This is a genomic window from Pseudomonas sp. PA27(2017), from assembly GCF_001945445.1.
Classification (GTDB): Bacteria; Pseudomonadota; Gammaproteobacteria; order Pseudomonadales; family Pseudomonadaceae; genus Aquipseudomonas.
This window is the reverse complement of sequence record NZ_MSXW01000012.1, coordinates 211,282-232,478: the sequence shown is the minus strand read 5'-3', so window position 1 is coordinate 232,478 and position 21,197 is coordinate 211,282. Positions and strand designations below refer to the sequence as shown.

The 21,197-nt window shown below is 63.3% G+C and carries 20 protein-coding genes; 13 read left to right on the top strand and 7 right to left on the bottom strand.

From position 1 onward, the window contains the following. Positions 1 to 67 precede the first annotated feature (67 nt). The 5 genes from BVH06_RS06355 (at position 68) to BVH06_RS06335 (ending at position 6,800) form a co-directional block, all read left to right on the top strand. The gene (locus BVH06_RS06355) at positions 68 to 2,353 is read left to right on the top strand and encodes an ABC transporter permease subunit (protein ID WP_075933560.1); all 2,286 of its coding nucleotides are present in this window, start codon (positions 68 to 70) and stop codon (positions 2,351 to 2,353) included. A gap of 13 nt (positions 2,354 to 2,366) precedes the next feature. Continuing rightward, positions 2,367 to 4,043 (top strand): phosphate ABC transporter permease PstA, encoded by a 1,677-nt coding sequence (pstA, locus tag BVH06_RS06350; protein WP_168172889.1) that lies wholly within the window; start codon positions 2,367 to 2,369, stop codon positions 4,041 to 4,043. Positions 4,044 to 4,129: 86 nt separating this feature from the next. Then, positions 4,130 to 4,963: a phosphate ABC transporter ATP-binding protein PstB gene (gene pstB, locus BVH06_RS06345; RefSeq protein WP_075933559.1), complete on the top strand. Its 834-nt coding sequence runs from the start codon at positions 4,130 to 4,132 to the stop codon at positions 4,961 to 4,963. A 98-nt stretch (positions 4,964 to 5,061) separates the two neighbouring features. After that, complete coding sequence (phoU, locus tag BVH06_RS06340) at positions 5,062 to 5,790, top strand: phosphate signaling complex protein PhoU (RefSeq protein WP_075929778.1); 729 nt, start codon at positions 5,062 to 5,064, stop codon at positions 5,788 to 5,790. Between the two features lie 107 nt (positions 5,791 to 5,897). Beyond that, complete coding sequence (locus BVH06_RS06335) at positions 5,898 to 6,800, top strand: response regulator (RefSeq protein ID WP_075933558.1); 903 nt, start codon at positions 5,898 to 5,900, stop codon at positions 6,798 to 6,800. 49 nt (positions 6,801 to 6,849) lie between these two features. Here BVH06_RS06335 and BVH06_RS06330 read toward each other — a convergent pair whose 3' ends face one another. Continuing rightward, a complete protein-coding gene (locus BVH06_RS06330) occupies positions 6,850 to 8,268 on the bottom strand; it encodes a DASH family cryptochrome (RefSeq protein ID WP_075933557.1) in 1,419 nt (472 codons plus the stop codon). A 145-nt stretch (positions 8,269 to 8,413) separates the two neighbouring features. Here BVH06_RS06330 and BVH06_RS06325 point away from each other — a divergent pair, with 145 nt between their 5' ends. Next, on the top strand, positions 8,414 to 9,007 hold the full coding sequence (locus BVH06_RS06325) for a MarC family protein (protein WP_075929775.1): 594 nt from the start codon (positions 8,414 to 8,416) through the stop codon (positions 9,005 to 9,007). Next, complete coding sequence (locus BVH06_RS06320) at positions 9,004 to 9,786, top strand: N-acetylmuramoyl-L-alanine amidase (RefSeq protein ID WP_075933556.1); 783 nt, start codon at positions 9,004 to 9,006, stop codon at positions 9,784 to 9,786. Before BVH06_RS06325 ends, BVH06_RS06320 begins: the two co-directional genes overlap by 4 nt. A gap of 28 nt (positions 9,787 to 9,814) precedes the next feature. On the opposite strand, the gene BVH06_RS06315 is transcribed toward BVH06_RS06320, so the two are convergent. Continuing rightward, complete coding sequence (locus BVH06_RS06315; RefSeq protein WP_075933555.1) at positions 9,815 to 11,599, bottom strand: KinB sensor domain-containing domain; 1,785 nt, start codon at positions 11,597 to 11,599, stop codon at positions 9,815 to 9,817. Beyond that, positions 11,596 to 12,939 carry a sigma-54-dependent response regulator transcription factor AlgB gene (gene algB / locus BVH06_RS06310; RefSeq protein ID WP_075929772.1) on the bottom strand — a complete coding sequence of 448 codons (1,344 nt, stop codon included), beginning with the start codon at positions 12,937 to 12,939 and terminating at the stop codon, positions 11,596 to 11,598. Before algB ends, BVH06_RS06315 begins: the two co-directional genes overlap by 4 nt. A 225-nt stretch (positions 12,940 to 13,164) precedes the next feature. On the opposite strand from algB, the gene BVH06_RS06305 reads away from it, so the two are divergent. The 6 genes from BVH06_RS06305 (at position 13,165) to BVH06_RS06280 (ending at position 17,092) form a co-directional block, all read left to right on the top strand. Then, the gene (locus BVH06_RS06305) at positions 13,165 to 14,016 is read left to right on the top strand and encodes a BON domain-containing protein (protein ID WP_075933554.1); all 852 of its coding nucleotides are present in this window, start codon (positions 13,165 to 13,167) and stop codon (positions 14,014 to 14,016) included. Positions 14,017 to 14,099: 83 nt separating this feature from the next. Continuing rightward, entirely contained in the window at positions 14,100 to 14,528 is a 429-nt protein-coding gene (locus tag BVH06_RS06300) for a PA2169 family four-helix-bundle protein (RefSeq protein WP_075929770.1), read from the top strand. A gap of 202 nt (positions 14,529 to 14,730) precedes the next feature. Continuing rightward, positions 14,731 to 15,027, top strand: a complete 297-nt coding sequence (locus BVH06_RS06295; protein WP_075929769.1) for a hypothetical protein — start codon at positions 14,731 to 14,733, stop codon at positions 15,025 to 15,027. A gap of 63 nt (positions 15,028 to 15,090) precedes the next feature. After that, entirely contained in the window at positions 15,091 to 15,255 is a 165-nt protein-coding gene (locus BVH06_RS06290) for a DUF1328 domain-containing protein (RefSeq protein ID WP_013789335.1), read from the top strand. A gap of 7 nt (positions 15,256 to 15,262) precedes the next feature. Beyond that, complete coding sequence (locus tag BVH06_RS06285) at positions 15,263 to 15,730, top strand: inhibitor of vertebrate lysozyme family protein (protein WP_075929768.1); 468 nt, start codon at positions 15,263 to 15,265, stop codon at positions 15,728 to 15,730. A 132-nt stretch (positions 15,731 to 15,862) separates the two neighbouring features. After that, positions 15,863 to 17,092, top strand: a complete 1,230-nt coding sequence (locus tag BVH06_RS06280) for a nucleoside recognition domain-containing protein (protein WP_075933553.1) — start codon at positions 15,863 to 15,865, stop codon at positions 17,090 to 17,092. Here the strand turns inward: BVH06_RS06280 and BVH06_RS06275 are convergent. From BVH06_RS06275 to cysT, 4 genes are all read right to left on the bottom strand, one after another. Further along, positions 17,074 to 18,273, bottom strand: a complete 1,200-nt coding sequence (locus BVH06_RS06275; RefSeq protein WP_075933569.1) for a DUF5924 family protein — start codon at positions 18,271 to 18,273, stop codon at positions 17,074 to 17,076. The genes BVH06_RS06280 and BVH06_RS06275 overlap by 19 nt on opposite strands. A 136-nt stretch (positions 18,274 to 18,409) precedes the next feature. After that, positions 18,410 to 19,402 (bottom strand): sulfate/molybdate ABC transporter ATP-binding protein, encoded by a 993-nt coding sequence (locus BVH06_RS06270; protein ID WP_075929766.1) that lies wholly within the window; start codon positions 19,400 to 19,402, stop codon positions 18,410 to 18,412. Between the two features lie 61 nt (positions 19,403 to 19,463). Further along, positions 19,464 to 20,324 (bottom strand): sulfate ABC transporter permease subunit CysW, encoded by an 861-nt coding sequence (gene cysW / locus BVH06_RS06265; RefSeq protein ID WP_075929765.1) that lies wholly within the window; start codon positions 20,322 to 20,324, stop codon positions 19,464 to 19,466. A gap of 10 nt (positions 20,325 to 20,334) precedes the next feature. Then, positions 20,335 to 21,147, bottom strand: a complete 813-nt coding sequence (gene cysT, locus BVH06_RS06260; protein ID WP_075929764.1) for a sulfate ABC transporter permease subunit CysT — start codon at positions 21,145 to 21,147, stop codon at positions 20,335 to 20,337. Between the last annotated feature and the right edge of the window lie 50 nt (positions 21,148 to 21,197).

Sequence of the window (21,197 nt, the reverse complement as noted above, 5' to 3'; positions counted from 1 at the left end):
TTGGCGAGGCTCGCGAAATAGGCGAAAAATAAGGCGCGCTCATGGCCGCGCAGAGATGCTCTCCCTTATGAAAGACTTGGCAAGTGACCCCATGACCGCCTCCCCAAATTCCCTCGGGCTGGACTTCAATACCCCGGCCCTGCAGCGTAAGCGCCGTATACGTGCTTTCAAGGATCGCCTGGCGCGCTGGTGCGTATCCATCGGTGGTCTGGCCGTGCTTGGTGCCATCACCCTGATCTTCTTCTATCTTGCCTATGTCGTGCTGCCGATGTTCCAGGGCGCCGATATCGAGAAGCGCGATGCCGTGCAGCCAGCTTGGCTGGCCGATGCCGGTAAACCGCTGCTGATGGCGCTGGAAGAACAGAACCAGGTCGGCATGCGTTTGGCCAGCAATGGCAAGATCCAGTTCTTCGACGCCAAGAGCATGGAGGCTCTGACCACGGTCGATCTGCCCCTGCCAGCCGGCAGCGAAGTGGTGTCGGTCGGTGAAGACCAGCCGGGCAGCCACCGTGTCGCCCTCGGTCTGTCCAACGGCCAGGCGCTGGTGTTCGAACACACCTATCGCATCACCTACCCGAACGACGTTAAAACCATCACGCCGTCCATCGTTTACCCGTTCGGTGAAACGCCGCTGACCATCGATCCCCAAGGCCGTCCGCTCGAGCACATGGGCATCAGCGTGAACAGCGGCACGCTGCTGATCGCCGGCTCCGTGGATAGCGAGCTGCAGGTGCTGAGTCTGAGCCGCGAAGAGAACATGATGACCGGCGAAGTGGAGGTCAGCGAGGATCGCCTGGCGCTGCCGCAGATCGCCGAGCCGATCAAGGAACTGATCATCGAGCCGCGCCAGCACTGGCTGTTCGTGATCAACGGGCGCGCCACCGCCGACGTCTTCGATCTGCGTACCAAGGCCCTCAACGGTCGCTACAAGCTGCTCAACGACGGCGTGCGGGAAATTACCCACGCCACTTCGCTGTTGGGCGGCATCTCCCTGCTCACCGGTGACAGCGCCGGCGGTATCGCCCAGTGGTTCATGGTGCGCGATGAGGACGGCAAGTCCTCGCTCAAGCAGGTGCGCGAATTCAAGATGGCCGACAGCCCGATCAGCCAGATCATCTCCGAGGAACGCCGCAAGGGCTTCATCGCCGTGGATGCCAAGGGCAACCTGGGCATTTTCCACAGTACTGCGCATCGCACGCTGCTGGTCGAGCCGGTCGCCCAGGGCTTCAGCATCGCCGCCCTGTCGCCGCGCGCCAACCGCGCGCTGGTCGAGGCCGATGGCAAGCTCGAGCGAATCCTGATCGACAATCCGCACCCGGAAATTTCCTGGAGCTCACTGTGGGGCAAGGTCTGGTACGAGAACTACGACAAGCCGGCTTACGTGTGGCAGTCGACCTCGGCCAGCACCGATGCCGAGCCCAAGCTGAGCCTGGCGCCACTGGCTTTCGGTACGCTCAAGGCCGCCTTCTACGCCATGCTGCTGGCGGCGCCGCTGGCCATCGCCGCGGCGATCTACACCGCCTATTTCATGGCTCCGGGCATGCGCGGCAAGGTCAAGCCGGTGATCGAACTGATGGAGGCGCTGCCGACGGTGATCCTCGGCTTCTTCGCCGGCCTGTTCCTGGCGCCCTATGTGGAAGGGCATCTGCCCGGCATCTTCAGTCTGCTGATCTTTACGCCAATCGGCATTCTGCTGGCGGGCTTCATCTGGAGCCGACTGCCCGAGTCCATCCGCCTGCGTGTACCGGACGGCTGGGAAGCCGCGCTGCTGATTCCGGTGATCCTGCTGGTCGGTATCGTTTCGCTGAGCATGAGCGGGCACCTGGAGAACTGGCTGTTCGACGGCAACATGCGTGGCTGGCTGACCAATGACCTGGGCATCCCCTTCGACCAGCGCAACGCTCTTGTGGTCGGCCTGGCCATGGGCTTCGCGGTGATCCCGAACATTTACTCGATCGCCGAGGACGCGGTATTCAGCGTGCCGAAGAGCCTGACCTTCGGCTCCCTGGCGCTCGGTGCCACGCCGTGGCAGACCCTGACCCGCGTGGTGATCCTGACGGCCAGCCCGGGCATCTTCTCGGCGGTGATGATCGGCATGGGCCGCGCCGTCGGCGAGACCATGATCGTGCTGATGGCCACCGGTAACACGCCGATCATGGACATGAACATCTTCGAAGGCCTGCGCACGCTGGCAGCCAACGTGGCGGTGGAAATGCCCGAGTCGGAAGTCGGCGGGACCCATTACCGGGTGCTGTTCCTTTCCGCCCTGGTGCTGCTGTCGTTCACCTTCGTCATGAACACGTTGGCCGAGCTGGTGCGTCAGCGCCTGCGCGTCAAGTACGCTTCGCTCTGAGGACTGCAAGACCATGTCCGTGAAACAGCACAATCTGAAATCCTGGTTCAAGAGCGGGTCGCCGTGGATCTGGATGAACGCCGGTGCGGTGTCCATCGCCATCATCATGACCGTGGGGCTGCTGGCAGTCATCGCCGTGCGCGGCCTGGGCCACTTCTGGCCGGCCGACATCATCGAAGCCAGTTACCAGGTTCCTGGCGAGCAGGCCCGAATGATGGCCGGCGAAGTGGTGCAGAAGGAGGAGATTCCCCGCGCCCGCCTGGCGTCCGCCGGGCTGCCGGTGAATGTCGAGGGCGGAGAGTTCATGACTCGCGAGCTGCTCAAGGTCGGCAACCGTGACCTGTACGGTGCTGACTTCTCCTGGGTGGTCGGCGAGTGGCTCGGCGAGCAGCGCAAGCCGGCCGACCTGACCGCCTTCGAGCGCCGTGAGTGGGGCAACTTCTACGGCTATCTGATCAACGTCAAGGAAGAAGGCCGCCTGGTCGCCGAGGGTGATGCCGCTTGGCCGGAACTGCAGAAACGCCTGGAACGGGTCGACGAGCTGCACGGCGAGATCGTCCGGCTGGAGAAGCGTGACATCGGCCGCATCAACGCAGGCCTGGAGCGTGTGCGCCTGCAAACCCGCAAGCTGGAACTCGATGGCCAGCTAACCGACGCCGCGCAGTCCGACCTGGCCGCCGAGCGCGCTCGCTGGGACGCCGAGTACAAGGAGCTGGAAGCCGAGCTCAACGCCCGCTATCAGCAGTTCAACCGTGACAGCATGACCGTGCGCTCGGCCGATGGCCGCGAGCAGGAGATCAGCCTCGGCAAGGTGGTGCGCGCCTATCGCCCGAACGCCATGTCGACCCTGGACAAACTCGGGTTCTACGGTAGCAAGCTGTGGGAGTTCGTCAGCGACGACCCGCGTGAGGCGAACACCGAAGGCGGCATCTTCCCGGCAATCTTTGGCACCATCATGATGACCCTGATCATGGCGGTGATCGTCACTCCGTTCGGCGTGATCGCGGCCATCTACCTGCGTGAGTACGCCAAGCAGGGGCCGCTGACCCGGGTGATCCGCATCGCGGTGAACAACCTGGCCGGCGTGCCGGCGATCGTCTACGGCGTGTTCGGCCTGGGCTTCTTCGTCTATGTGCTGGGTGGCTCGATCGACCGTTTGTTCTTCCCGGAAGCCGCGCCGGCACCGACCTTCGGCACGCCGGGCCTGCTGTGGGCCTCGCTGACGCTGGCGCTGCTCGCCGTGCCGGTGGTGATCGTCGCCACCGAGGAAGGCTTGGCGCGGATTCCCCGTTCGCTGCGCGAGGGTTCCCTGGCGCTCGGTGCGACCAAGGTAGAAACCCTGTGGCGGGTGGTGCTGCCAATGGCCAGCCCGGCGATGATGACCGGCCTGATTCTCGCCGTGGCCCGCGCCGCCGGTGAGGTGGCGCCGCTGATGCTGGTCGGTGTGGTCAAGCTGGCGCCGAGCCTGCCTGTGGATGGCAACTATCCTTACCTGCACCTCGACCAGAAGATCATGCACCTGGGCTTCCACATCTATGACGTCGGCTTCCAGAGCCCCAACGTCGAGGCCGCTCGCCCGCTGGTGTACGCCACTGCGCTGCTGCTGGTCATGGTCATCGCGATTCTCAACCTTACGGCCGTCTACCTGCGCAACCGCCTGCGCGAGAAGTACAAGGCCCTGGATCATTAAGGTGGCTACAGGCCGCAGCGCGAGGCGCCGAGTGTGAGCCGGCCAGCGCTGCCGCTTGAAGCCTGTAGCCCCGAAGGAGATTATTGATGCAAAACGAAACCGCTACCCACGGCATCGACATTTCGGCCCTGGGCCGTGACAGGCAGAGCCTGAACCTGGCCAATGAAACCGTCGCCATCGAAGTGCCCGGCCTGAACCTGTTCTACGGTGACAAGCAGGCGCTGTACGACGTCAGGATGAACATCCCCAAGCAGCGCGTGACGGCTTTCATCGGCCCATCGGGTTGCGGCAAGTCGACCCTGCTGCGCACCTTCAACCGCATGAACGACCTGGTCGACGGCTGCCGCGTGGAAGGCGAGATCAACATCGACGGGCGCAACATCTACCGCAAGGGCGAGGATGTGGCCGAGCTGCGTCGTCGCGTCGGCATGGTGTTCCAGAAGCCCAACCCATTCCCCAAGAGCATCTACGAGAACGTGGTCTACGGCCTGCGCATCCAGGGCATCAACCAGAAGCGCGTGCTCGACGAAGCCGTCGAGTGGGGCCTGAAGAGCGCCGCCCTGTGGGACGAAGTGAAGGATCGCCTGCATGAATCGGCCCTGGGCCTGTCCGGCGGCCAGCAGCAGCGCCTGGTGATCGCCCGTACCGTGGCGGTGCAGCCGGAAGTATTGCTGCTCGACGAGCCGTGCTCGGCACTCGACCCGATCTCGACGTTGAAGGTCGAAGAGCTGATTTATGAATTGAAATCCAAGTACACCATCGTCATCGTGACCCACAACATGCAGCAGGCTGCGCGGGTTTCCGACTACACGGCGTTCATGTACATGGGCAAGCTGATCGAGTTCGGTGATACCGACGCGCTGTTCACCAACCCGGCCAAGAAACAGACAGAAGACTACATCACCGGCCGTTATGGTTGATTGCCCCAGCAAACCGTACGTGGCGAGCGGTACGCGAACCTGACGACGATTAATTTGGAGCTCGGAGCCTGGAGCTTTGAGCCCGCGGAGCGACACAGATGATCAACAAAGACAGCCTGACCCACCACATTTCCCAGCAGTTCAACGCCGAGCTGGAGGAGGTGCGCAGCCACCTGCTGGCCATGGGCGGCCTGGTCGAGAAACAGGTCAATGACGCGGTCACGTCGCTGATCGAGGCCGACTCCGGTCTGGCCCAGCAGGTGCGCGAGATCGATGATCAGATCAATCAGATGGAACGCAACATCGACGAGGAGTGCGTGCGCATTCTCGCCCGACGTCAGCCGGCCGCTTCGGACCTGCGCCTGATCATCAGTATCTCCAAGTCCGTGATCGATCTCGAACGTATCGGCGACGAAGCCACCAAGATCGCCAAGCGCGCGATCCTGCTGACCGAAGAGGGTGAGTCGCCGCGCGGTTACGTCGAGGTTCGTCATATCGGCGATCAGGTGCGCAAGATGGTGCAGGAAGCGCTGGATGCCTTTGCCCGTTTCGACGCCGACCTGGCGCTGTCGGTCGCCCAGTACGACAAGACCGTCGACCGCGAGTACAAGACCGCCCTGCGTGAACTGGTCACCTTCATGATGGAAGACCCGCGCTCGATCTCCCGCGTGCTCAACGTGATCTGGGCGTTGCGCTCGCTGGAGCGCATCGGCGACCACGCGCGCAACATCGCCGAGCTGGTGATCTACCTGGTGCGCGGCACCGACGTCAAACACATTGGCCTGACCCGCATGCAGGAAGAAGTGCAGGGCGGCGCCAAGCAGTGACGCCCGGCCCTGCGGCACGCTGTGCTCAGTCCCGCAGGGTTATGCTTTAGTGTTGGCAATGAGCCAGTGCACACGTCTATGCTAATGGCCATTCGAGGGAGTGGTCGATGAGCAAAGTCAGTGTACTGGTGGTGGACGACGCCACCTTTATCCGCGATCTGGTGAAGAAGGGGCTGCGTGACCACCTTCCTGGTATCCAGATCGAGGAAGCGGTCAACGGGCGCAAGGCCCAGCAGATTCTCGGCCGAAATCCGATCGACCTGATTCTCTGTGATTGGGAGATGCCGGAAATGTCCGGCCTCGAGCTGCTGCAATGGTGCCGTGAGCAGGAAGCGCTGAAGGGCGTGCCGTTCATCATGGTCACCAGCCGTGGCGACAAGGAAAACGTCGTGCAGGCCATCCAGGCCGGCGTCTCGGACTTCATCGGCAAGCCGTTCTCCAACGAGCAACTGATCACCAAGGTCAAGAAGGCCCTGCAGCGCGCCGGCAAGTTGGCTGCGCTGATGTCGGCCGCTCCGCCGAAAATGCTCAGCACTGGTGCCTTCGCCAATGATTCGCTGGCCGCCCTGACCGGAGGCAAGAGCGAAGTGGTGCGCCCAACCGCGCCTGCGCAGCCGACCGCTGCACCCGCCCCGGCCGTTGCGCCTGCCAAGGCCGCCGCGGCGGCACCGGTGGGCCGTAGCCAGGGCCAGCTGCGCTTGCCGGGCGGCATGATGGCCTGCGTGGTCAAGGCCTTGAGCCTCAAGGAAGCGTTGCTGGTGGTCAAGCGCGGCGAGTTGTTGCCCCAGGTACTGGAAAGCGCGGTGCTCGACCTCGAGCAGGGTGAAGCCTCGGAAGTGGCTCGCCTCAACGGTTACCTGCACAGCATTGCGGCGTTCGAGCCGAAGCCGGACAGCGAATGGCTGCAGGTGGTGTTTCGCTTCGTTGATCGCGACCCGCAGAAGCTGGACTATCTGTCCCGCCTGATCGCACGCGGCACCACCCAGAAGCACTTCACGCCCGGGGCTTGAACAGGCGCTGCCAGGCGCCGAGCTGTCTTGAGACAGGCTCGGCTCGCCCTCAGGCCACTTCGTTGAGGTGGCGCTGCCAGGAATCCGGAATCCGCTCCAGCCGTGGGTAGTTGATGGCGTCGAGCTGCTGCGCCTGCAGCAGGAACGGCGTATGGCGCAGGTGCTCTGGCAAGGCACGCAGCTCCGGTATCCACAAGCTTACGTATTCCCCCTTGGGGTCGTATTCACGGGCCTGCTTGAGCGCGTTGAAGGTGCGCTTGAGCCGAGGATCGCTGCCGACTCCGGCCAGGTAGGCCCAGTTGCCCCAGTTGCTCGATGGGTCATAGTCGATCAGATGCTCCTCGAACCAGGCCGCGCCGTGGCGCCAGTCCTGCTGCAGGTCGCTGACCAGATAACTGGCGACCACCTGACGACCGCGGTTGGACATGTAGCCGGTGGCGATCAGCTCGCGCATGTTGGCATCCACCAGCGGCATGCCTGTGCGGCCCTGAGTCCACTGCTCGAAGCGCTCGTCGATCTGCTGCGGTGCCCGCTCGGTGGCCTTCAGGCCCCCAGCTTCGAACAGCGCCTGGCCATAGCGTTGCAGCGTGCAGCGGAAGAATTCGCGCCACAGCAGCTCCAGCCATAGCCAGTAGGTGGATTCGTTGGCGCCGTAAAGCGACTCATGGCGGCGTAGTTCGGCGGCGGTGCGGCGTGGCGACAGCGAACCGTTGGCCAGCCATGGCGAGAACTTGGACGAGTACTCGCTGCCGATCATGCCGTTGCGGGTTTCCTTGTAGGCCCGCACGTTCTGGCTGTCCCACAGGTAATCGCGCAGGCGCGCCAAAGCGGCGGTTTCGCCACCCGAGAAGGGGAAGGCGCTCGGCGTTAGGCTCAGGGCATCGCCCAGGCCCATCTGCGACTGGGTCGGCAGCGCGTATGCCTGCGCATCCAGGCCTTCCGGTAACGGCGGCAGCTGGTCGGGAGCCGACTGCGGCTGGAACACGTATTGGCGGGCGTCGATCAGCGCACGGAACTGGCTGTAGACCTGGGGCAGTTGATCGAGCGTGCACGGCAATTCCGCTTCGCTGAACAGGCCATTGCCCTGGGCGGTGCGCAACGGCACCGTGCCCAGGCTTTCACGCACGCGGGCGAGCACGGCGCGTTCCTGAGGGGCGATTTCGTCGAGGGTCAGCACCTGGCGCATGTCGAACTGGCCGACCAATTGAGCGATCACTTCTTCCGGCTTGCCGGTCACTACCAGCAGCTTGGAGCCGCGCTGGCGCAGTGCACTGTCCAGGGCGGTCAGGCTTTCCAGCAGGAAGCGCGCGCGATGCACGCCGATGCGCCGACTGCCGAATTCGTCGAACTGCAGCAGCGCCGGGTCGAGCACGTAAAGCGGCAGCAGGCAATTGGACCCGAGTGCGGCCTGCAGGGCAGGGTGATCATCGAGACGAAGATCCTGTTTGAACCAGAGCAGCGCACGCATGACATATTCCCTCATAGTGACCGCATTTGGATCGTGTAGAGATATGACAAGTTCAGCGCCGTCCGGCGGCGATCAAAGGTCGTGGCACTGACGTGACGGCCCGTAAGCTCTAAACTGCGCGGCTGTTTTCAGGAGCCCTTGCACAATGGATATCTTCAGCATCGCCGTGTTGCTGTTTCTGGTCACCGACCCGTTCGGCAATATCGCCATCTTCATCGCCGCCTTGAAGAACGTCGCGCCCGAGCGACGCCTGTGGGTGGCCGCGCGCGAACTGCTGTTCGCCCTGGCGCTGCTGCTGCTGTTCCTTACCTTTGGTGACAAAGTGCTCAGCGCGCTGGGCCTGTCGCGGGAGGCAACGGCCATCGCCGGCGGTATCATCCTGTTCGTCATCGCCATGCGCTTGATCTTTCCCAGCCCCCAAGGCGTATTGGGTGACGTGCCGGACGGCGAGCCGATGCTGGTGCCGCTGGCCACACCGGCGGTGGCCGGGCCATCGGCGCTGGCGGTGCTGATGACCTTGCGCAACACCCACGAAGGCGCGCTCTGGGAACTCTACCTGGCATTGATCATGGCCTGGGCCGCGACCGCATTCATCCTGCTGCAGGCGTCTTTGCTGCAGCGGTTCCTCGGCCCTCGCGGGCTGACCGCAGTGGAGCGATTGATGGGCATGTTGTTGATCATGCTCAGCGTCGACATGCTGCTGGACAACATTCAGAGCGTATTGCATATCCAGCCATGAAAGTTCTCAGCCTTGCCTTGTTCGCCATCCTGCTCGCCGGCTGCAGCAGTGGCCCACGCATCGACCACAGCTACACGGCCAGCGGGCAAAGCAGCCGTGTGCAGTACATCGTGCTTCATTACACCTCGGCCGATCTGCCGCACTCGCTGGAGTTGCTGACCAAGGAAGAAGTCAGCGCCCATTATCTGATCAACGCCGTGCCGCCGACCGTCTACCAACTGGTGGACGAAAACCGCCGCGCCTGGCACGCCGGGGTCAGCGAATGGCAGGGGCGCACCTGGCTCAATGGCACGACCATCGGTATCGAACTGATCAACCAGGGTTATTTCGACACGCCCAAGGGCCGCTATTGGCAGCCTTACGCCCAGGCGCAGATCGATACGCTGATCGTGCTGCTCAAGGACATCATGCAGCGCCACCATCTGCCGCCAGGCAGCATCATCGGGCATAGCGACATCGCCCCGCAGCGCAAGGTCGATCCAGGCCCGCTGTTTCCCTGGAAGCAACTGGCCGACGCGGGGCTGATGCCCTGGCCGAATGCCGAGGTGGTCGCTCGCCAGCAGGCGGTGTTCAGCGCCAGCCTGCCGAGCGTTGCCTGGTTCCAGGAGCAGCTGGCGGAGCAGGGCTATACGGTGCCGAACACGGGTGTGCTCGACGAAGCCACGCGCAACGTAATTCGTGCCTTCCAGATGAAGTATCGCCAGGCGCTCTATGACGGGCAGCCGGACGCGGAAACTGCGGCCCTGCTGCTGGAAGTCAACCGCCTGGCCAAGGGCTGAGCCGCAGCCCGGCAGCACCGGGCAGTGGTTACAGCGGCAGGGCGAGGTGGAAGCGCGCGCCCTGGCCCGGCTGGGATTCGGCGCCGATACGCCCGCCATGGAGCTGGGCGATCTCCTTGCACAGCGCCAGGCCCAGGCCGGCACCGCCTTTCTTGTGGCCGATCTGCACGAACGGCTCGAACAGGCGGGCTTGCTGGCCGTATGCGATGCCTTCCCCTTCGTCCTCGACGCTGATCAGCAGGCGTTCGTCCTGGCGCTGGGCGGATAGCCGCACCGTTCCGCCTTCCGGGCTGTGGCGCAGGGCATTGTCGATCAGGTGATCGAGCACGCGCTCGATCTGTGCCCGATCCAGGTGGGTGCGTGGCAGGCCGTCGGCTACTTCCAACTCCATGTGAATCTTGCTGGCCTGGGCCTTGCCGATGTGGCGCTTGGCTGCGTTTTCGAGCAACTCCGGGATGTCGCAGGGCGCCAGTTCGAGTTTCTGCACGCCGCTCTGATAGCGCGAGAAGTTCAGCAGGTCCTCGATCAGATGCACCAGCCGTTCCATTTCTTCATCGACGATGCGCACCAGATCGGCTTCGCGGGACTCTTCGGCGAACTTGCTGCGTTCGCGCAACAGACCGAAGGCCATGTGCATGCCGGTCACCGGCGTGCGCAGTTCGTGGGAGGCGCGCAGCACGAACTCGTTGCGCGCCCGTTCGAAGGCGCGCTGCTCGGTCACGTCATGCAGCACCATCACCGCGCCGAGAATGTGCCCCTGGCTGTGGCTTACCGGTGTCAGGCTGTAGTTGAGCAGGCGCGTCTCGCCGTTGGCCTCGACCTGCAGGTCCGCCAGGCGCTGCTCCAGGTTGTGGCCCTGCAGAACGTGCTGTAACTGCTCGTCCAGCTCGGGGCGGCCCAGTGCCTGGCTGGGCCGCTGGCCGAGCGGCTGATCGTCCCAGCCCAGTTGGCGCTGAGCGACCGGATTGAAGTGTTCCAGCAGGCCGTCGCGGCCGAAGATCAGCAGGCCATCGTCGATGCTGTCGAGTACCGCCTGCAGGCGCCGTTGCTCGGACATCAGCGCTTCGACGTTGCTACTCTTGAGCTGGCGCAGGCTCTCGGCCATCAGGCCGAAGCGGCGGCTCAGCGCCGACAGCTCGGCAACCGGCGTGATCGGCAGCGTGACCTGGAAATCGCCGCGGCCGATCTGGTCGGCGGCCCGGGCCAAGGCGTCGATCGGCTGGCCAACGCGGCGGGCGATGGTGTGGGCGGTGATGAAACCGATCACCAGCACCGCGAGGCCGACCAAGCCCAATAGCCCGGCGATCAGCCAGGCACGCTCCTGGGATTGCGCCTCCGCGTCCTTGACGGCGGATACGTAGCGAATCTGCAAGGCGTTGAGTCGATCGCGAACGGTCTCGATGGTCTTGGCGAAATCGTCGTTGGTCAGCAGCTCGTGGCGAACCGTCATGGGGTCTTCGAGCAGGGTGCTGAATTTCTGATAGGCCGTCTGGATTTCCAGGATCGCCTGGCGGTCACCCTCGTTCACGGTGCCGTTCAGGCTGTCGTCGAGCCAGCCGCGAACGCGCCGGTCGGAGTCCTGCAGGGTCTGCACGGTGCGCTCGTTGAAATCCTCGCTGAGCATCATGAACAGCTGCCTGCCCAGTTCCTGGCGCAGGTCGAGGCTGGTGCTGATGACTTCCAGGTTGTGCGCCAGCGAACGGCTTTGCGACTGGGTCAGTTGCAGCACGCTGAATATCCCCAGGCTCAACCCCAGCAAGGCAACGGTAAGCAGCGCACTGGTGCTGAGAAACAGCTTGCTGCGCAGCTTCATAGGCCGAGCTGCTTACGTTTGCGATACAGGGTCGAGGCGTCGATGCCCAGGGTCTTGGCCGCCTGGTCAAGGGTGTCGCTGTTGGCCAGCACGGCGGCGATATGCGCCTTTTCCAGTTCCTCGAGGCTCAGGTCGGCGCCGACCCGCGGCGCACTGTTGGTTGCCGGCGCGCTCATGCCCAGGTGAGCGACATCCACCCATTCGCCTGGGCAGATGATGCTGGCGCGCTCGATGACGTTGCGCAGTTCGCGGATGTTGCCAGGCCACTGGTAGGCGAGCAGCGCCTTGGTGGCATCTTCGTTGAAGCCGCGGGCCGGGCGAGCGTAGTCCTTGACGAAGCGGGCCAGGAAACGGTTGGCCAGGGTGAGTATGTCGTCGGCCCGTTCGCGCAGCGGCGGCAAGGTCAGGGTGATGACGTTGAGGCGGTACAGCAGGTCTTCGCGGAAGTGACCCTCCCTGACCATTTCGTTGAGGTCGCGGTTGGTCGCGGCGAGGATGCGCACGTCGGCATGGCGGGTCACCGGGTCACCGACGCGCTCGTATTCCTTGTCCTGGATGAAACGCAGCAGCTTGGGCTGCAGGGTCAGCGGGAAGTCGCCGATCTCGTCGAGGAACAGGGTACCGCCATCCGCCTGGTTGACCCGGCCCAGGGTGCTTTCGCTGGCGCCGGTGAACGCGCCGCGGCTGTGGCCGAACAATTCGCTTTCCATCAGCTCGGCAGTCAGCGACGGGCAGTTGATGGTTACACAGGATTTCTTCGCGCGTCGGCTCCAGCCGTGAATGGCGCGCGCCAGTTCGCCCTTGCCGGTACCCGATTCGCCCAGGATGAGGATGTTGGCGTCGGTGGTGGCCACCTGCCGCGCGGTTTCCAGAATCGCCATCATCGCCGGGCTGTGCGAGTCGATGCCGTCGCTGGGCTTGCGCACTTCACCTTCCAGGGCCTCGAGGCGCGCGGAGAGCTGGCGCACTTCGAGCTGCTTGGCAGCGGCCAGGCGCAGCTGATCGGGGCTGCACGGCTTGACCAGATAATCGGCGGCGCCGGCCTGCATGGCATCCACCGCGCTGTCGATGGCCGAGTGCGCGGTGACGATCACCACGCGCATCCACGGTGCCTGGACACGCATCTGGGCAAGCACGTCCAGGCCATTTTCATCCCCCAGGCGCAAATCGAGAAAGCACATGTCGAATACCTGGCGCTGCAGCAGCGATTCGGTTTGCGCAGCGCTGTTGGCGGTCGTGACCTGGTAGCCCTCGTCCTCCAGGCAATAGCGGAAGGTACGCAGGATAGCCGCTTCGTCGTCGACCAATAGGATGCGCCCGCTCTGACCTGTTGCTTCCATTTACGTGCTCCATGGGGTGAATGGCAGAGATTATCTGGAAATCTTCGTGCAAGTTGCACGGCTAGTATGGCGCGATCTTGCATCGTGCAAGCGGTCATTAGCCAGGCATTGGATTTAACCAGCTGATTTTAGTTGGTTTTTATTTTTACAGGTGGCTGGCATATCACTTGCGACCTTAACCGGTCCGCTTTCGAGCGGCTTTTTTGGCAAAGAAGGAGGCGTTACATGCTGTTGAGACAATCCACGTTGGCCATGGCCATTGCCGGTCTGATCACCCTGGCTCCGCTGGTGCAGGCAGCCGAAGGCGATCTGTCACGGCAATTGAGCGATGCCCGCCAGCAGGGGGCCATCGACACTGCATTCGCGCTCAATCGGCATCTGGATCCGTTCGATATCCAGGTATCCGTGGAGGATGGCGTCGCCACCTTGAGTGGTGCGGTCGAGAACACTGCCGAACATGAGCTGGCCAGTGAGCTGGCGGGCAGCATCGAAGGCGTCCGTGAAGTCGACAATAAGCTGCAGATCGATCCCGACCTGGCCCCGCCGGTCCTCGAGGAGCAGGCCAGGCTCGTCACCGACAAGACCCTGGCCCAACGTTTCGACGACGCGACGCTGGCTGCCACGGTGAAATCCAAGCTGCTGTGGAACAGCAATACCGAAGGGCTCGATATCCAGGTGCGTGCCGAGAACGGCGTGGTAAGCCTCAGCGGCAATGCCGGAGCGCCGGCTGCCAAGGAACTGGCCGGTGACCTGGTGACCAATACCGACGGCGTACGCGAGGTGCACAACCACCTGAGCATCAACACTGCCGACAGCGCCACCGCCGAAGCGCAGAACGCCGCCAACGATGCAGCGGCCTCGATCAGCGACAGCTGGATCACCAACAAGGTGAGGGCCAGCTTCCTCTATAGCCGCAACCTCGACGCCTTGAACATCAAGGTCGATACCCGCGAGGGCTTCGTCAGCCTCAGCGGCACGGTGCTCAGCAATGCCGAAAAGCGCCTGGCCGTGGAGACCGCCCGCAACATTCGTGGCGTGCGAGGCGTCGATGCCGACGCCCTGCGTATCGCCAGCTAACGCCGCTACAGCAAGGCAGGCCGCCCGGCCTGCCGACTTTTTGCAGCGTCGCCGGCGCCGCCAACCTCTTCAGGAGAGCCACCATGAGCTACAAGACCGAGCAACTGAACGAACTGATCGCCATCATCCGTGATGGCCAGCGCTTCTATGAGCATGCCCACGACGAGATCGAGGACGTGCGCCTGCAGGCCCTGTTCCGCGAAATGGCGCAGGCCAAGCATCAGGTGATCCAGGCGCTTGCCGTCAAGGTCGCCGCCAATCACGAGGAGCCCACCAGCAGCGGAACCCTGGTCGGCAAGTTGCGCCAAGCCTATGCCGACGCCCGCGCCACGCTGTCGAGTGACGAAGAGGCGACCTACGTTGCGCAGCTCGAAGAGGCCGAAGACCGCATTCTCGAGGCTTTCGAAGATGCCATGGAATCCGCTCAGCCCGATGTCCGCGCGCTGCTCGCCGTGGAAATGCCCAAGGTACGCGCCTGTCACCAGCGCATGCGCGAGCTCAAGAACGGCTGATCGCGGCGTCTGCGGCGTCGTGCAAAACGCCCGAGCCGCAGACGGCCATCGTGCAGGATGCCAACGATGGCATTTGTTTTACATAATTTAACTTATTGATTTATAAAAATTTTATTTTTTCAAAAAGCTGGCACGCAGGCTGCAATTATCTCCTCATGAACTGAACGCCAAGCCGTTCGACGACGATCTTGAGGAGCCCAGCATGAACCTTCACCGCGCCCATACCGAGATCCTGATTCTGGCCGTCGCCGCTGTGATGGTCCTGCTGGTGAGCGTGGCGACCAAAGCCCCCGTGCAGCGGGTCGTGGCGCCGCAGGTATCGGGCCAGGCGGTGGTGCCGGTATCCATGCAAGCGCCTGCCGAGGCACGCGCCGCAGCCATTCAGGCCGTACCGGCCACTTTTCAGACCATCAGCGCACCCCAGACGCACAGCGATAGCGACTGGGTCCGCGCCGACTCCGTCGAAGCACCTGCCAAGCAGACCCGCTGGGTGTTCTGAGACCTTCTGACCAAATTTTTAGTGTTACACCCGCAAGACCTCAAAAAACCAAGGAGAAACGCCATGCTGAGTTGGGCCATTACCTTTCTGATCATCGCCATTGTTGCCGCTGTACTGGGTTTCGGTGGTATCGCAGGCACTGCCACAGGTATCGCGAAAATCCTTTTCGTGGTGTTCCTGGTCATGTTCATCGTTTCGTTCATCATGGGTCGTCGCCCACGGGGCTAGGCGAGGCATGACGATGAATCGATTCAAGACGCTCGCTGCTGCCCTGATGCTGGGTGGCAGCGCGGCGGCCTTGGCCGCCAACACGGATGGCGAGTTTCGCTTGAACGAACTGCTCGGGAGCAACCCGGACTATCGTGAAGCCTGGCAGGATCTGATCCAGGACGAGGAACGACTACCCGAATGGGTGATCAACCTCAGCGGCGTCGCCACTCCGATGAAAACGCTGGAAGAGGACGGCGACCAGTATCTGGTCGGGCAGTTGTGCGAAACCTCCAATTGTTTCAATCAGCGCCTTTATGTCGCCTTCACGCCTGACAAGGATGATGCCTACGCGTTGTGGGTTCAGGTGCCCGACGGCTTGCCGCAGGACAAGGCACCCAGCAAGCACGCTGATCTGCGTTGGCTCGGTGAGCCGGACGATGGAGTCAAGCAGCTGCTGCAGGAACAGTTGAAGAAAGACCCCAACTGGTACTGATGCTACTGACGGCGCCTATTGGCGCCGTTGCTCCGTCTGGCATTTACCAAATCGTGCTTTGCGCGTCCTCCAACCCTTACTCTTTCCCCCTTTCCCCGCGTTATCATCGCCCCATGTTCTAGGGGGTGACTTATGCTCAATGGCTTGTGGCTGAGCTTTTTCGTAGTGGCAGCGGTAGCAGGGCTCAGCCGTTGGCTGTTGGCTGACGATCCGGCCGTATTCGGCGCGATGGTGGAAAGCCTGTTCGCCATGGCCAAGCTGTCCGTCGAAGTGATGGTGCTGCTGTTCGGCACGCTGACCCTCTGGCTCGGGCTATTGCGCATCGCCGAGAAGGCTGGCCTGGTGGACGCACTGGCGCGCGTGCTCGGGCCGCTGTTCGCACGGTTGATGCCGGAGGTGCCGCGCGGCCACCCCGCCCTTGGGCTGATCACCATGAACTTCGCGGCCAATGGCCTGGGCCTGGACAACGCCGCCACGCCCATCGGCCTCAAGGCCATGCGCTCGCTACAGGAGCTCAACCCCAGCAGCACCACGGCGAGCAACGCGCAGATCCTGTTTCTGGTGCTCAATGCCTCGTCGCTGACCCTGCTGCCGGTCACCATTTTCATGTACCGCGCCCAGCAGGGGGCGCCCGATCCGACCCTGGTATTCCTGCCTATTCTGCTGGCCACCAGCGTGTCGACCCTGGTTGGCCTGTTCTCGGTGGCCATCATGCAGCGCCTGCGCCTGTGGGATCCGGTGGTACTGGCCTACATGATTCCCGGCGCACTGCTGCTCGGCGGTTTCATGGCCATGCTTGCCGGCATGTCCGCCACGGCACTGGCGGCGCTTTCTTCGCTGCTCGGCAACCTGACGCTGTTCGGCATCATCATCGCGTTTCTGGTGATCGGTGCTTTACGCAAGGTGCAGGTCTACGAGCAATTCATCGAAGGAGCCAAGGAAGGGTTCGACGTAGCCAAGAGCCTGCTGCCCTACCTGGTAGCGATGCTCTGCGCGGTCGGCGTGCTGCGTGCATCCGGTGCCCTGGAACTGGCGTTGGACGGCATCCGCTGGATCGTCGCCTGGGGCGGCTGGGATACCCGCTTCGTCGATGCGCTGCCAACGGCGATGGTCAAACCCTTCTCCGGCAGCGCGGCGCGGGCGATGCTGATCGAAACCATGCAGACCCAGGGCGTCGACAGCTTCCCGGCCCTGGCCGCGGCAATTATCCAGGGCAGCACCGAAACCACCTTCTACGTGCTGGCCGTTTATTTTGGTGCGGTGGGGATCCAGCGTGCCCGGCATGCGGTGGGGTGTGCGCTGCTGGCCGAGTTCTCCGGCGTAGTTGCCGCGATCGCCGTGTGCTACTGGTTCTTCGGTTGAGCGGCGGGCTCGCCATCCGGCGGGCTTGACGGCTGATCCGCCGGCTCGGCAGGTTCAGGTATGGAATCGACTGACGGCTCTGGCTCGGTTTGCGGCGTGGCGTCTGGCTGCCCGGGCTCCTGGAAGGACTCGTCCTGAGTCTTTTCACTGCTCTGCGCCGCGTCGGCATCCGGGGTGACCTCGAAGCGCAGTACGCCGATCAACTGCCCGGCGTCGGTCAGTACCTGGATCTGCCAGTCACCTTCCACGTCCTGTGGGAAGTTCTGCTTGTGCGTCCAGGCGCGGTAACCTTTCTCGCGGCCGCCGTGGATGTCCAGCGCGATGCGCTCCAGCTCCTGGCCGTTGTGTTCCCAGACGTGATAGATGCGCTCGTCCAGCCCGCGCGGCGCATTGATCGCCGTGTAGGCGTAAAGCCCGGTGCTGCGTAGCTGGCTGACGGTCAACTGATCGATGCCTTCACCAGGTGAGCGGTTCTGGTCGTCGAATTCGGTGGTGATCGCCACCTCGGTCAGCCACAACGTGGCCGGCGGCACCCAGGTGCGGGTCACCCAGCCGAAGGCGCCGATGGCCAGGGTCAGGCCGACCAGCAGCAGGCCACGCCACCATTTGCGTACGGTGATGATGGTGAACAGGCTGGGAAACGACAGCACCACCGCTGCGGCCAGTGAATACTGGTAGCTCTGGGTGGTGTTGAGCTTGAAGATGATTGGCAGCGCCGTGAGCATCACCGCGAACAGGGCCAGTGTGTGGTAGGCCAGAAAGATCCAGCGCCGCGGTGCCAGCCACTTGTAGTACAGCGGGTCGGTGATCGATACCAGTGCGGCGGCGGCGAGCAAGCCGCTGAACAACGCCTGGCTGCTGTTCCAGGTGGTGGTGATGAAGAAGAACGGCAGAACGAAGAACAGGCTTTCCTGGTGAATCATCTGCGTGGCGTAGCGCAGCAACGGCCGGGGCAGCTCGAAGCCGAAACGCGCGGCGATGCGTTCGCGCAGCACGTTTTCCAGAATCAGCCACAGCCAGCTGACCAGCAGCACCAGGGCCAGCACCTTGGCCAGCCCGGCTTGGCGATCGACCAGCACGAAGCTGGCGACACCGGAAAGAAATCCGAAAATGGCGATCGCGCCCGGATGGCGCTGCATCAGCGCGATGATCCGGAGCACGAGATTCTTGCTGGAGGCGATTAGGGTCAAGGCAGTTCTGGCAGTCGTCTAGAACGATGCGCAGGATACTGCATTTGCCCGAACTTGCGGCTTCCGCCGATCAGCCGTGGGATTGGCCGCAGGCGCCCCGCATCAGGTGCGGGCGCCCACGGATCGCTTAGCTAGCGATGCTTACCGGCTTGCCGCCCTTGGGCTTGAAGTACAGGGTGGTGCCACGGGCAAGGTTGTCCAGGCTGAGGTGGTCCTTGGCTACTTCTGCTTCGATCAGCTCGTCCTGTCCCTCGACCTTCAGGGTGATGCGAGTGATGGCGCCGAGCAGGCGAATATCACGTACTTCGCCGGCCTGATGGCCTTCCAGCGCCTCGCTGGACAGGCTCACTTCGTGGGGGCGGAACAGCACGTGGTGGTCGTCACCGACGTACAGACGATTGGCGTCACCGAGGAAGTGGTAGACGAAGTCGCTGGCCGGCTTTTCGTAGACTTCGGCCGGCGAGCCGATCTGCTCGACCACGCCCTTGTTCATCACCACGATGCGGTCGGCCACTTCCATGGCTTCTTCCTGGTCGTGGGTCACGAACACGCTGGTCAGGTGCACCTCTTCGTGCAGGCGCGCCAGCCAGCGCCGCAGCTCCTTGCGCACCTTGGCGTCGAGGGCGCCGAAGGGTTCGTCGAGTAGCAGCACCTTGGGCTCGACCGCCAGGGCTCGGGCCAGGGCGATACGCTGGCGCTGACCACCGGAGAGCTGCTCCGGGTAGCGGTCGGCCAGCCAGTCGAGCTGCACCAGGCCGAGCAGATCGTGGACCTTCTTCTTGATGGTGCTCTCGTTCGGGCGCTCGCCCTTGGGCTTCATGCGCAGGCCGAAGGCGACGTTGTCGAACACCGTCATGTGGCGGAACAAGGCGTAGTGCTGGAACACGAAGCCAACCTTGCGATCACGCACGTCATGCTCGGAAACGTCTTCACCGTGGAACACGATGTTGCCGCTGTCAGGGGTTTCCAGGCCGGCGATGATGCGCAGCAGGGTGGTCTTGCCGCAGCCGGACGGGCCGAGCAGGGCGACCAGCTCGCCGCTCTGGATGTTGAGGTTGATGTCGTTGAGCGCCTTGAACTGGCCAAAGTGTTTGTTGATGCCGCTGACTTCGATACTCATGGGATACACCTGTGTCGGTCTGGCCGGTTCGCGCAGGGGCGCGGCGCCGGCGAAAAGGGTTTCAGTCGTCGTTGGCCTTGAGCTGGCGGCTAAGCCGCGCTTCGCTCCATTGGCGCAGCAGCAGGACGATCAGGGCCATCACCAGCAGCAGGATGGCGACGCTGAACGCAGCGACGATGTTGTATTCGTTGTAGAGAATCTCGATATGCAGCGGCAGCGTGTTGGTGTAACCGCGGATGTGGCCGGACACCACCGACACCGCCCCGAACTCGCCCATCGCCCGGGCGGTGCATAGCACCACACCGTAAACCAGCGCCCATTTTACGTTAGGCAGCGTGACATGCCAGAACATCTGCCAGCCATTGGCGCCGAGCAGGCGCGCGGCTTCCTCTTCGGTGGTGCCCTGTTCTTCCATCAGCGGGATCAGCTCGCGGGCGACGAAAGGGAAGGTCACGAAGATGGTCGCCAGCACGATGCCCGGTACGGCGTAGATGATCTGCAGGTTATGGTCCTGCAGGTACGGCGCGAGCTTGCTCTGCGCACCGAACAGCAGCACGTAGATCAGGCCGGCGACCACTGGCGACACCGAGAAGGGCATGTCGATCAGAGTGACCAGGATGCTCTTGCCGCGAAACTCGAACTTGGTCACCGCCCAGGCGGCAGCGACGCCGAACACCAGATTCAGCGGTACCGAAATGGCGGTGGCCAGCAGGGTCAGCTTGAGCGCGGAGATGGCATCCGGCTCGCGGATCGCCTCCCAGAAGAATTCCAGGCCGCGGCTCAGGCCCTGGGTCAGCACGATGTACAGCGGCAGCAGCAGGATCACCGCGAATACCGCCCAGGCCACGACGATCAGGGCGATGGCGCCGGGGGAGCGGCTCGCTGGGCGCGCCGCGTTCTTGCCAAGGGTTGCAAGGCTCATGACGGGCTCCTCAGAGTTGCGGCTGGATGCGGCGCTGCAGAATGTTGATCAGCAGCAGCAGGATGAACGAGACCACCAGCATGATCACGCCGATGGCGGTGGCGCCCGGGTAGTCGTACTGATCCAGCTTGGAGACGATCAGCAGCGGCAGAATCTCGGTCTTCAGAGGAATGTTGCCAGCGATGAACACCACCGAGCCGTACTCACCCACGCCGCGGGCGAAGGCCAGGGCAAAACCGGTCAGCCAGGCCGGCAGCAGGCTGGGCAGCAGCACATGGCGGAATATCTGCAACGGCTTGGCGCCCAGACACGCAGCGGCTTCCTCGACTTCCTTGGGGATGTCGGCCAGCACCGGCTGCAGGGTGCGCACCACGAACGGCAGGGTGACGAACACCAAGGCCAGGGTGATACCCAGCGGTGTGTAGGCGATCTTGAACGGGAACAGCGAGCCGATCAGGCCATTTGGCGCGTACAGCGCGGTGAGGGCGATGCCGGCCACGGCAGTGGGCAGGGCGAACGGCATGTCGACCATGGCGTCGATCAGGCGTCGGCCGGGAAAGGTGTAGCGCACCAGCACCCAGGCGATGATGGTGCCGAGAATGCCATTGAGCAGCGCGGCGGCCAGGGCAGTGCCGAACGACAGCTTCAGAGAGAACTGCAGCTGGCGGTTATTGAGCAGGCTCCACCACTGTTCGGCGGACAGCTGCATGGAAAACAGGAACATCGCACCCAGCGGGATCAGCACGATCAGCGCCAGGTAGGTAAGCGTGAAGCCCAGAGTCAGCCCGAAGCCGGGTATGACCGAGGAAGTTCGACGAGACATGGAGAGTCCTTTTGATCAGGTCCACAACAAAGCCCGCCATTGAGTTGCGC

Bases quoted from the DNA above. Each gene is read 5' to 3' on its own strand.
- BVH06_RS06320 (WP_075933556.1), top strand. From the start codon at position 9,004: ATGAAAGTTCTCAGCCTTGCCTTGTTCGCCATCCTGCTCGCCGGCTGC.
- BVH06_RS06270 (WP_075929766.1), bottom strand. From the start codon at position 19,402: ATGAGTATCGAAGTCAGCGGCATCAACAAACACTTTGGCCAGTTCAAG.
- BVH06_RS06300 (WP_075929770.1), top strand. From the start codon at position 14,100: ATGAGCTACAAGACCGAGCAACTGAACGAACTGATCGCCATCATCCGT.
- pstB (WP_075933559.1), top strand. From the start codon at position 4,130: ATGCAAAACGAAACCGCTACCCACGGCATCGACATTTCGGCCCTGGGC.
- phoU (WP_075929778.1), top strand. From the start codon at position 5,062: ATGATCAACAAAGACAGCCTGACCCACCACATTTCCCAGCAGTTCAAC.
- pstA (WP_168172889.1), top strand. From the start codon at position 2,367: ATGTCCGTGAAACAGCACAATCTGAAATCCTGGTTCAAGAGCGGGTCG.
- BVH06_RS06305 (WP_075933554.1), top strand. From the start codon at position 13,165: ATGCTGTTGAGACAATCCACGTTGGCCATGGCCATTGCCGGTCTGATC.
- algB (WP_075929772.1), bottom strand. From the start codon at position 12,939: ATGGAAGCAACAGGTCAGAGCGGGCGCATCCTATTGGTCGACGACGAA.
- BVH06_RS06295 (WP_075929769.1), top strand. From the start codon at position 14,731: ATGAACCTTCACCGCGCCCATACCGAGATCCTGATTCTGGCCGTCGCC.
- BVH06_RS06355 (WP_075933560.1), top strand. From the start codon at position 68: ATGAAAGACTTGGCAAGTGACCCCATGACCGCCTCCCCAAATTCCCTC.
- cysT (WP_075929764.1), bottom strand. From the start codon at position 21,147: ATGTCTCGTCGAACTTCCTCGGTCATACCCGGCTTCGGGCTGACTCTG.
- BVH06_RS06335 (WP_075933558.1), top strand. From the start codon at position 5,898: ATGAGCAAAGTCAGTGTACTGGTGGTGGACGACGCCACCTTTATCCGC.
- BVH06_RS06330 (WP_075933557.1), bottom strand. From the start codon at position 8,268: ATGCGTGCGCTGCTCTGGTTCAAACAGGATCTTCGTCTCGATGATCAC.
- cysW (WP_075929765.1), bottom strand. From the start codon at position 20,324: ATGAGCCTTGCAACCCTTGGCAAGAACGCGGCGCGCCCAGCGAGCCGC.
- BVH06_RS06290 (WP_013789335.1), top strand. From the start codon at position 15,091: ATGCTGAGTTGGGCCATTACCTTTCTGATCATCGCCATTGTTGCCGCT.
- BVH06_RS06280 (WP_075933553.1), top strand. From the start codon at position 15,863: ATGCTCAATGGCTTGTGGCTGAGCTTTTTCGTAGTGGCAGCGGTAGCA.
- BVH06_RS06285 (WP_075929768.1), top strand. From the start codon at position 15,263: ATGACGATGAATCGATTCAAGACGCTCGCTGCTGCCCTGATGCTGGGT.
- BVH06_RS06325 (WP_075929775.1), top strand. From the start codon at position 8,414: ATGGATATCTTCAGCATCGCCGTGTTGCTGTTTCTGGTCACCGACCCG.
- BVH06_RS06315 (WP_075933555.1), bottom strand. From the start codon at position 11,599: ATGAAGCTGCGCAGCAAGCTGTTTCTCAGCACCAGTGCGCTGCTTACC.